Origin of the sequence: Glutamicibacter sp. PAEs-4 (genome assembly GCF_051161755.1) — a bacterium.
Taxonomy (GTDB): Bacteria; Actinomycetota; Actinomycetes; order Actinomycetales; family Micrococcaceae; genus Glutamicibacter; species Glutamicibacter nicotianae.
This window is the reverse complement of record NZ_CP195017.1, coordinates 1,485,358-1,495,747: the sequence shown is the minus strand read 5'-3', so window position 1 is coordinate 1,495,747 and position 10,390 is coordinate 1,485,358. Positions and strand designations below refer to the sequence as shown.

Sequence of the window (10,390 nt, the reverse complement as noted above, 5' to 3'; positions counted from 1 at the left end):
CTCTTTGCCAGATCTTTGTCGAACGGTTCGAATTGCTCGATCAGCTCTCCACGTCCCGGCCGATGTTCCTCTCTTGGAGCGGAACATCCGGTTGTTCCTTGATACGAAGATCTGCCAGATATAATGAGCCATTCAGTAGCTGTACCACCCCGATGTCGGCGAATGCCAGTCCGGCGTGCATTCGCCTGGGGACCGGCTGGCGACGTAAACGGGAAGGTGAACGACTCTGTGTACGTCGTTGCCAAGGACAAATGATCTCAAGACCAAGGACGAAAGTGTATGTGGTGAAACGTAACGCCGAGGACCTGAGTAACTAGGAGGTTAAGCGACGATTAACCCAGAATTTTCGTCAGAGCTCCGGAGGCCACCGGAATCCCGTACCAAGTATTCCCGGTGGCAGTTCCTGATTCTGTCCACGCCAAAGAGCGCCGAAGCCACCGGCGCTGGCTGCCAGACTCCACTTGCCTGGATTGTAAGGACCTTTCGAAACCAAAGAAACAACAGGACAACCACCAGATCAGGCAGCCCGCTCGCCGTGGCGCCATCGCTGGAACAACGAGTCGATGCCCTCATTCAATTGGCATAACAGCCGCGCTGCAGGCGCTTTGCCTGGAATCAGCAGCCGGCGTTGCCGGCCGCCAGAGACAGTTTTCCCTGCCATCGAGAACAGCCGGTATCGCCACCGCTTCATATCCCAGCAGCCTGCCGCATGGCCACCAGGCAGCGCAGCAAGTTGCAGCCACGACACCAAATTCAGCGCGAACATCGCCAGATCAGCCCACGCCTGGTTCGCGGCAAAAGACCAATACGGCAGCTTGCCCAACCCCGTGCTCTTCAGCGTCTTGATCCGGTTTTCGCACCGGCCACGGGCTCGGTGCCGGGCATCGATGAACGCCACGTTGAACCGCGGGCTGTTGGTCAAGAATGCAGTCACCCTATTCCCGTCGGTATCGAACAAGGTCGCTTTCGCTCCGGGGTCTTGGAGGGTAGTCCTTCAGCTCGATCACCTTGGATGCGTCGATCACCCACGCATCATCCCGCTGATCCCCGTCAGCGCTCAGCGCTGGTTCCCAGTATTTCTTCTCATCGATCCACCGGATGAACCGCTCCTTGATGACCGGTAGCGAATACGGGGTGGAGAATTGGATCCCCAGCGAATCCAGGTAGTGCAAGAACTCGCGGGAAGAGCCTGCGCTATCGGTGCGGACCAGGATCTTCTCTCCATACAGGTTTCCGTGCTCGTCGTAGAAATCATCAGGCAGCTGGACCAGCGCTTGGTTGAGCACCTCGATATGGGATTTGGCTGAGTTCGCGCCCCGGTTTCCCGGGCGCAGGTGCACGGCGAGGACTTCTCCGGTTCCATTCGTCTTGCCGTTGTCAGCCATCGCGATCATGGGCGCGAAACCGTATCCGCCTTTATACGTACCAGCACTGTTCTCTTTGTCGGAGTGGACGTGCACCAAGGAGGCAGGGTCTGCTGAAGGTTTGGTTGACACTTTGACCGCATAACCCAGCTATGGTTATGCTCAAACGAAGGAATATAAACCATGCCAAGAATCTTCACCGAAGAATTCAAGAAGGACGCAGTCGCTCTCGCCGAATCGGGAATGTCCCAGAAGCAAGTCTCCGCGGATCTGGGAGTCTCAAAGACAGCCCTGCAAACTTGGGTCCGCGATGCCCGCTACCAATCCCACGGAATGACCCCAGCCTCTGATGCTGACGAACGCAAGGAAATGTCCCAAGCGCTCAAACGCATCCGCGAATTAGAAATGGAGAACGAGGTGCTGCGCAAGGCCGCAGCCTACCTTTCCCAGTCGCATATTCGTTCCCCAAAATAATGGGCCCGCTCGTCCAAGAATTAGCCGCTCGAACAGGCAGGAAACATATTCCTGTGGCGGTGACGTGCCGGGTTTGGGGTTCAGCACCCAGGCGTACTACAAGTGGCTGAAGAACCCTGTCTCTGCCCGGGAAATCGAAGAGCAGGAGCTGATCGGCAAGCTGCATGAGCTTCACGAGGAAGATCCAGAAGGCGGGTACCGTGTGCTGGCCGATGATCTGGAAGACGCCGGATACCAAGTTTCCGAGCGCAGGGTCTGGCGGTTATGTCGCAAGGCAGGGATCCGTTCAGTGATCAGCAAACGCCAGCGTAAGTACTCACCAGCTGGTCCACCGGTGCATGATGACCTGGTGCAGCGGAACTTCACCGCCGAGCAGCCTAACCAGCTGTGGCTGACCGATAACACCCTCGCACCACACGAGCGAAGGAAAGCTGTACCTGTGTGCGATCAAAGACGTGTTCAGTAACCGGATCATTGGCTATTCAATGGATTCGCGGATGAAGGCCCATCTGGCCGTCAATGTCGTGGAAATGGCAGTTGCGCACCGTGGCTACCCACGTGGAGTCAAGGTCCACAGTGACCGCGGCAGCCAGGGCGAATTCTATCGGTCGTCGCAACACCCTAACCATGGAGGTGTTCAGCAATGGCGACAGGGGACTGGAGTAGGAAGACCAGTGACGTTCCGGCGGGTATGCGGCGGCAGTGGCGCGCAGATCGTGCGCTTCGACCGGCAATGCGTTCTCCGGGGAGGCCGGATCCCTCTCGGGTGGTGCAGCGCCAGTTCTGGCGGACGATCGCGACGGGTCTTACGACAGCGGAAGCGTCGTTAGCGGTCGGCGTGTCGGTTCCTGTGGGGACGCGCTGGTTTCGTCATGCTGGCGGCATGGCACCGATCAATATGGCAGAACCGTCTGGACGCTACCTGTCTTTCGAGGAGCGAGAGCAGATCGCGATCCTGCGCGCCAAAGAAACCGGAGTCCGGCAGATCGCCCGCACTCTGGGGCGGGATCCGGGGACGATTTCACGAGAGTTGCGTCGGAACGCTGCCTCTCGTGCCGGCACACTCGAGTACCGTGCCACGGTCGCTCAGTGGAAGGCGCAGCAGTCGGCCAAGCGACCGAAAGTCGCCAAGCTCGTCGCCAACGATCGACTTCGTGAGTACGTCCAAGAACGCCTCGATGGATCAGTGACCCGCGCAGACGGAACCGTCGTCGCTGGGCCGGCGACGACGCACTGGAAGGGCCGCAACAAGCCGCACCGGCAGGATCGTCGATGGACTACGGCGTGGAGTCCGGAGCAGATCTCTCACCGGCTGCGGATCGACTTCCCCGATGATCAGTCCATGCGCATCAGTCACGAAGCGATCTACCAGTCATTGTTCATTGAGGGCCGTGGCGCGCTCAAGCGCGAGCTGGTCGCTTGTCTGCGCACCGGACGCGCATTGCGCAAGCCGCGGGCGCGGTCGCAGAACAAGCCGCAGGGGCATGTCACCGCCGATGTCGTCCTCAGCCAGCGTCCGGCAGAAGCCGCCGACCGCACGGTTCCCGGTCACTGGGAGGGTGACCTGATCATCGGCACAGGCCGATCAGCGATCGGCACGGTCATCGAACGCCACAGTCGATCCACCCTGCTGGTGCACCTGCCGCGGCTCGAAGGGTGGGGCATGAGCCCACCAGTGAAGCACGGCCCATCGCTGGGAGGATACGGTGCCGATGCGATGAACCTCGCCCTGACCACATCGATGACGCGCCTACCCGAACAGCTCCGCAAAACACTGACCTGGGATCGAGGCAAGGAGCTCTCCGGACATGCCCAGTTCACGATCGACACTGGAACGAAAGTCTTCTTCGCTGACCCGCACTCACCCTGGCAGAGGCCCACGAACGAGAACACCAACGGGTTGCTGCGCCAATACTTCCCGAAAGGCACAGACCTCGCTCGCTGGACAGCTGCGGACCTCGAAGCCGTCGCCCTCGCACTCAACAACAGGCCCCGAAAAGTACTTGGCTGGCGTACTCCTGCCGAGGTGTTCGAAGAGCAGCTACACTCAATTCAACAGCTCGGTGTTGCAACGACTGGTTGAACTCGCCCAGTTCCGGTCTAAGAAATTCACCCAGGCTCTCGAACGTCACGGGCTGGTCGGTTCGATGGGCCGGGTCGGGGCAGCCGGTGACAATGCAGCTATGGAGTCGTTTTTCAGTCTGTTGCAGAAGAATGTGCTGGACCGGCGCTGGTGGACGACCTGTCAGGAGCTGAGATTGGCGATCATGACCTGGTTGGAGGGGAAGTATCACCGCAAGCGTGAGCAACGACGTTTGGGGAAACTGACCCCGGTTCAGTTCGAGGCTAGAATGATCGAGTCTGTCGCTCTGGCAGCATAAACCTTGGTGTCAACCAAACCTTCAGCAGACCCATCCGTGCCAACACGGCGACCGACGGGGCTTGCATGCCGAGTTTGACCATCTTGTCGTGCACGCTGATCGGGCCGTGATCCCAGCCGGACTTTTCCAGGGATTCGCGCATAGCCACGGCTTGATCCTTCAGGGCTTCGGTGGTGGCGTTGGGTGAGGTTTTCGGGCGTCGGGACCGCGGTTCCAACGCCGCGGCTTGCCCTTCGGTGCGGGCTCGTTTCAGGATCTGGCAGAACGTTTTGCGGCTGATTTCGTGTTCGGTGCAGAACGCGGAGACAGCTCCTCTGGGTGCGTCGTCTGGCCATCGAGCGATGGCAAGGCGTATCGTCGGGTCAACTGGATCATTTTTCACGAATACCAGTTCACCAGCCCGCCCCATGGCTTGATGCCATGGGGCGGGCTGTGTGGTTTCTTCGGTTAAGGATTTGGGTGAAGTGTTACCACTTTAATCGTGGAAGTGTCACCGATGTGTTGATGCAGAACTGTCACCGAAGTCCCGATACAAAACATTTGAGATTTAACAACGCCGTATCACAGTGTTCGGTGATGAAGCGATTGCGTATCTAAAGATGCCACGGTCAATCAGGCACATAAAGTGCTGCGTGTGCTTGTGGAGCTGCTCCCTGGATGTAGTTCTGCTTACTCAGTCCAACTTCTGGGGAGCGGTGCAACGGCCCGCAAGGGAAGCCTTTTATTAATCAAAAGATACACTATTTAATGAACCATAAAATAGTGCCACTTCATTCGAAAAACGTAATTCAACCGATGGGTAGGCCGGAGACGAAATGGATCTCTATGCCGTACTCAAGGGATTGATTAGTCGAAGTTTAGCTTAGTTGTGACAACTTGTTGAGTCGTTTTGCTTTACTTTGACAAGTCGCAACAGAAATAATCCAATTACAAGTCTTTCAGCGAGAAAGATTTATAATCAAATTTACGAATCTGACGACTTTTTATCTTATTAAATAGTCCAGAAAAGTCTTTCGAGACGGAGGAGAAGACATCTTGGGGATGGTAATCCCACCATTCGCTAGCCAATAAATTATCGATTGTTTTCTCATCGAAACGGTATTTTATGATCTTAGCTGGATTACCTCCAACTATTGCATAAGCTGGAACATCTCTAGTCACAGTGGCATTAGCGGCTAAAACTGCACCTGTCCCAACGGAAATTTTGGGAGACATTGTAACGTTGGAACCGATCCAAACGTCATGGCCGATTTTTGGGTAACTTAGAGTTGCCGCCGAGTAACTCTTTGCATATTCATGTAAGGCGTCGGTGAAGAACTCGTTATAGAGATTATTTCTACGCCGAAACAACATAGCTGATGAAGAAAGAGCATCCAATGGGTGACTGGAATCGATGAAGCGGAGCCCGTTTGAAATGGAGCAGTACCGGCCAATTTGTATTCCTTCGGGGAGGGCAGAATAACTGTAGGTGAACGCTCCAACAGTGGCAAAGCCCGTACCTTTATAACCACCGATCATTGGCTTATATGGTCCGCCGAAGAGGCCGACGTTTTGCTCTATTGTTACAGGTACACGAAGTTTAAGCTCACTTCCTTCTTTGAGCCAGCCGTACAAACCATTTGCTGGCGCAGGGCTGTTATATTTTAATAGAATGGTATTTCTATATAGAGCATCGAGGAATGATGACGTGATTTTTACGCTCTCCATAAGAGCCAGTCTAGCGTGAGGAAATCTTGCTAGTAAACACCTCCTTAAGCCGACTAATGCTTGGGACCAGGTGTTTCAGAGTGGTCAGCGTCACAAACGGCTTATAGGTAACGCCTGGTGTCGCGTGACTCGATTTTGCCCGAATGCGCGGGCAGAAATAGGTCACTAATGAAAGATGCTCCCATAGGATTGAGATTTATGAGCCCGATTTAACCCGATTTAATGTGTTCCGTCCATGTGTAAACAGCTGCAACTCACTAAGAGGCTTGCGTAATATATACTAGTTAACCCGGGCATTTCATGAAGACAGCAGTCATTAACTGACTTAAAAGAAGAAAAGGTGACCTGAACTGGAAAAATAGGAGTTGCTGAAGCTCTAAATCACCAGATCGAAGGGTCACCTTTTCTGTGCACCATTCTACCCACGTTTTCGCTGCCATCCCGACCCAACTCACCAGCCAAACCCTCGTCTCCCACGCTGGGCTGTCGGTGCTCACCAGCTTTCTGAACGCCCTGGACTTCCGCCAGCTTTGCGAGGACCGGTTCAGCCAGTTCGTGCCAGCCACCGCAACCCACCGTCCAGGAAAGATCCTTGGCGCGCTGGCCCTGTCCTTGGCGGCTGGCGGCGAGCAAGCCACAGATGTTGACCAGCTTCGAGCCGCACCAGAACTCTTCGGACCCGTAGCGTCTGATGCCACAATCAGCCGATTCATGAGCCGGATCAAGGAACAACCAGACGCTTTCGCCTATGGCTTCGCCACCATGACCCGCTACCTTCGCTCCAAAGTTTGGGCTGCCGCCGGGCCACGGAATCCAGCGCAGGAACGTATAAAGAACGTATAAAGGCGGATACGGTTTCGCGCCCATGATCGCGATGGCTGACAACGGCAAGACGAATGGAACCGGAGAAGTCCTCGCCGTGCACCTGCGCCCGGGAAACCGGGGCGCGAACTCAGCCAAATCCCATATCGAGGTGCTCAACCAAGCGCTGGTCCAGCTGCCTGATGATTTCTACGACGAGCACGGAAACCTGTATGGAGAGAAGATCCTGGTCCGCACCGATAGCGCAGGCTCTTCCCGCGAGTTCTTGCACTACCTGGATTCGCTGGGGATCCAATTCTCCACCCCGTATTCGCTACCGGTCATCAAGGAGCGGTTCATCCGGTGGATCGATGAGAAGAAATACTGGGAACCAGCGCTGAGCGCTGACGGGGATCAGCGGGATGATGCGTGGGTGATCGACGCATCCAAGGTGATCGAGCTGAAGGACTACCCTCCAAGACCCCGGAGCGAAAGCGACCTTGTTCGATACCGACGGGAATAGGGTGACTGCATTCTTGACCAACAGCCCGCGGTTCAACGTGGCGTTCATCGATGCCCGGCACCGAGCCCGTGGCCGGTGCGAAAACCGGATCAAGACGCTGAAGAGCACGGGGTTGGGCAAGCTGCCGTATTGGTCTTTTGCCGCGAACCAGGCGTGGGCTGATCTGGCGATGTTCGCGCTGAATTTGGTGTCGTGGCTGCAACTTGCTGCGCTGCCTGGTGGCCATGCGGCAGGCTGCTGGGATATGAAGCGGTGGCGATACCGGCTGTTCTCGATGGCAGGGAAAATTGTCTCTGGCGGCCGGCAACGCCGGCTGCTGATTCCAGGCAAAGCGCCTGCAGCGCGGCTGTTATGCCAATTGAATGAGGGCATCGACTCGTTGTTCCAGCGATGGCGCCACGGCGAGCGGGCTGCCTGATCTGGTGGTTGTCCTGTTGTTTCTTTGGTTTCGAAAGGTCCTTACAATCCAGGCAAGTGGAGTCTGGCACCCAGCGCCGGTGCGTCAAGGCGTTATTTGGCGTGGGTAGAGTCAGGAACTGCCGCCGAGAACCGCTTGGTATCGGATCTTGGCGGCCGGCAGAGTCCTCATGAAAATTTGGGTTAACTGTTCATTTTTCGGGTTCCGAAAATGTTCAGTTTTCAACTTCCGCCGACAAGAGGCGGCGACGGCCACCGGGAATCTCTTGGGAATGGATTTCGGTGGCCGTCGGAGCCGTAATGAAAAACCTGGGCTAGTGACCTAATCATGTTTTTCCGTAAAGATATCCACGGCTGTGTACCCTTTTTACCGAGGTTTGTAATTGACTAGCACCGATCGGTAAAGAGCCCTCGGCAGGTGGATCTTTTTGATGCACGCACCTAGTGAAGCGTAGGTGATGGTCTTTTGAGCCAAGTTAAAAAGCAGTCCGACGGTATCTTCTGCCCCAACTGGCACGTCGAAATAATGTCACTTGGAATACTTCGAGGACAGAATTCCAGTGAATAAAATTGAGGTGACTCGAACTAACACTGCAGGGGAATCTCAGACTCGGCAATAACCAATAGAGATTTTTACGGACGCAGCCCGTCCACAGATCCAAAGAATCCGTAAACGGGCTACGAATAAAAGTGCGTACAATTATATGGCGGTTCGAATTGCACGTGAGAGTGTGTCCGTGGTCATTCGATTCCCCGAATAGCCAGGTAGTCCCTAGTCAGCGAGGTTGATCTCGCGGGCCACACTTGCACCGATGGCAGCACCAACAATGTCCAACACACCCTGCGGCAACGCGGAATCGATGTTGATAACAGCCAACGCTTCAGTCTTCTTCTCATCGCGCGACACCTGCATGCCGGCGATGTTGATGCCCTGCTCCCCCAGCACGTTGCCGAGCGCGCCGACAACACCTGGACGATCCGCGTAGCGAACGACGATCATGTGATCGGAAATCGGGATTTCGATCTCGTGGCCGTTGATGCCCACCAGCTTCTCAATCTGCTTAGGGCCAGTCAGAGTGCCAGCCACGGCAAGCTGGGTCCCTTCATTGGTGGATCCCTTGATGGTCAACTGGTTGCGGTACTCAGGCGAGTCTGGGGTGGTGATCAGACGGGTAGCAACTCCACGCTGCTCAGCCAGGACCGGTGCGTTCACGTAAGACACCTGATCCGAAACCACGTCCATGAAGACACCCTTGAGCGCCGAGAGCTCCAGAGCCTTGACATCGAGCGCAGCGATTTCGCCGGCGACTTCAACATCAATGCTGGTCAGCGAGCCGGAAGCCAAAGCGTTGAAGATGCGGCCCAGCTTCTCGATCAGCGGGATGCCAGGGCGGACGTTCTCATCGATGACGCCTCCTGCTACGTTCACAGCATCTGGAACCAATTCGCCGGCCAGTGCCAGACGGACCGACTTGGCAACCGAAACGCCAGCCTTCTCCTGTGCTTCGTCGGTCGAAGCGCCAAGGTGCGGGGTCACGGTGACATTGTCGAATTCAAAGAATGGAAGGTCGGTGCTTGGCTCCTTGACGAAGACGTCAATGCCAGCACCGGCAATTTCTTCATTCTTCAATGCTTCATACAGTGCGTCTTCGTCCACCAGGCCGCCGCGGGCCACGTTGACCACGTAGGCGGACTTCTTCATCTTGGTGAAGGCTTCCTTGCCCAGCATGCCCAGGGTTTCCGGGGTCTTCGGCATGTGGATGGTGATGAAGTCGGCTTCAGCCAGCAGTTCGTCCAGAGTCAGCAAGGTGACACCCAGCTGTGCGGCACGGGCCGGGGTGACGTATGGGTCATAGGCAACGATCTCCATGCCGAAGCCCTGCAGGCGCGCGGCAACGAGTGCACCGATGCGGCCCAGACCGATGATGCCGGCCTTCTTCTCGAAGAGCTCAACGCCGGTGAAGGAACTGCGCTTCCATGCGCCGCTCTTCAGCGATGCATTGGCTGCAGGAATGCGGCGTGCCAGGGACACAATGTGGCCCACGGTCAGTTCAGCAGCGGAGATGATGTTGGAGGTTGGGGCGTTGACTACCATGACGCCAGCCTGGGTGGCTGCCTTGATGTCCACATTGTCCAGGCCCACGCCGGCGCGAGCGATGACCTTCAGGTTCTTTGCCGCGGCGATTGCCTCTGCATCTACCTGGGTGGCGGAGCGCACGAGGATTGCGTCTACGTCGGCAATGGCTTCGAGCAGCTGGGAGCGGTCGGCTCCGTCGGTCTGACGAATTTCAAAGTCGGGGCCGAGGGCAGCAACGGTTGCTGGGGAGAGTTGTTCGGCCAGAAGTACGATTGGCTTGTTGTCAGACACGGGTGTGGCACCTTTGCGATTTCTTGGGCTGATGCTTGCATGAAAGCAGCTGTTAATCGCTGCTTTCATTTCAAGAGTAGCGCTATGCATCCCCCGTTTTCCCTTGAATTCACGCATGTTACGCAAGGAAAACCTGACTTTGTGAAAACTTTCACTTATTAGATAGACTGTGACGAGCACACAGATGCCTGCGTCAATTATTGCACCCGTTCGGCATTTCGTTAGCAGATTCTTCACGCTTGTTGAGCCTATGCGGAGGCCTGGTTTAAATCCTGTGCCGCTATTGATCGTTCTTCACTTTTAGGCCCAGGACGCCATCGCCTCGATTGCCGGGATTGTTGAATTGCCGCTAAGA

4 protein-coding genes and 5 pseudogenes are annotated in these 10,390 nt (G+C 56.0%); 4 read left to right on the top strand and 5 right to left on the bottom strand.

Annotated elements, in window-relative coordinates:
• Positions 1-517: 517 nt before the first annotated feature.
• Positions 518-1,469, bottom strand: a pseudogene (locus ACR9WD_RS07070) (IS1380 family transposase); the annotation flags it as partial.
• Positions 1,470-1,547: 78 nt separating this feature from the next.
• Here ACR9WD_RS07070 and ACR9WD_RS07065 point away from each other — a divergent pair.
• Positions 1,548-2,431 (top strand): annotated as a pseudogene (locus ACR9WD_RS07065) (IS3 family transposase); the annotation flags it as partial.
• Here the strand turns inward: ACR9WD_RS07065 and ACR9WD_RS07060 are convergent.
• Positions 2,321-2,572, bottom strand: a complete 252-nt coding sequence (locus tag ACR9WD_RS07060; RefSeq protein WP_434923225.1) for a hypothetical protein — start codon at positions 2,570-2,572, stop codon at positions 2,321-2,323. The pseudogene ACR9WD_RS07065 and the gene ACR9WD_RS07060 overlap by 111 nt on opposite strands.
• Here ACR9WD_RS07060 and ACR9WD_RS07055 point away from each other — a divergent pair.
• Together ACR9WD_RS07055 and ACR9WD_RS07050 are read left to right on the top strand one after the other, a co-directional pair.
• Positions 2,530-3,921: an IS30 family transposase gene (locus tag ACR9WD_RS07055; protein WP_321171420.1), complete on the top strand. Its 1,392-nt coding sequence runs from the start codon at positions 2,530-2,532 to the stop codon at positions 3,919-3,921. The genes ACR9WD_RS07060 and ACR9WD_RS07055 overlap by 43 nt on opposite strands.
• 4 nt (positions 3,922-3,925) lie before the next feature.
• A pseudogene (locus ACR9WD_RS07050) lies at positions 3,926-4,219 on the top strand (integrase core domain-containing protein); the annotation flags it as partial.
• On the opposite strand, the pseudogene ACR9WD_RS07045 reads toward ACR9WD_RS07050, so the two are convergent.
• Positions 4,191-4,601, bottom strand: a pseudogene (locus ACR9WD_RS07045) (helix-turn-helix domain-containing protein); the annotation flags it as partial. The pseudogenes ACR9WD_RS07050 and ACR9WD_RS07045 sit on opposite strands and share 29 nt — an antisense overlap.
• Before the next feature lie 545 nt (positions 4,602-5,146).
• Positions 5,147-5,926 (bottom strand): CatB-related O-acetyltransferase, encoded by a 780-nt coding sequence (locus ACR9WD_RS07040; protein WP_434923049.1) that lies wholly within the window; start codon positions 5,924-5,926, stop codon positions 5,147-5,149.
• A 408-nt stretch (positions 5,927-6,334) separates the two neighbouring features.
• Between ACR9WD_RS07040 and ACR9WD_RS07035 the strand changes: the two are divergent.
• A pseudogene (locus tag ACR9WD_RS07035) lies at positions 6,335-7,668 on the top strand (IS1380 family transposase).
• A gap of 771 nt (positions 7,669-8,439) precedes the next feature.
• On the opposite strand, the gene serA reads toward ACR9WD_RS07035, so the two are convergent.
• Complete coding sequence (gene serA, locus ACR9WD_RS07030) at positions 8,440-10,035, bottom strand: phosphoglycerate dehydrogenase (RefSeq protein ID WP_434923048.1); 1,596 nt, start codon at positions 10,033-10,035, stop codon at positions 8,440-8,442.
• Between the last annotated feature and the right edge of the window lie 355 nt (positions 10,036-10,390).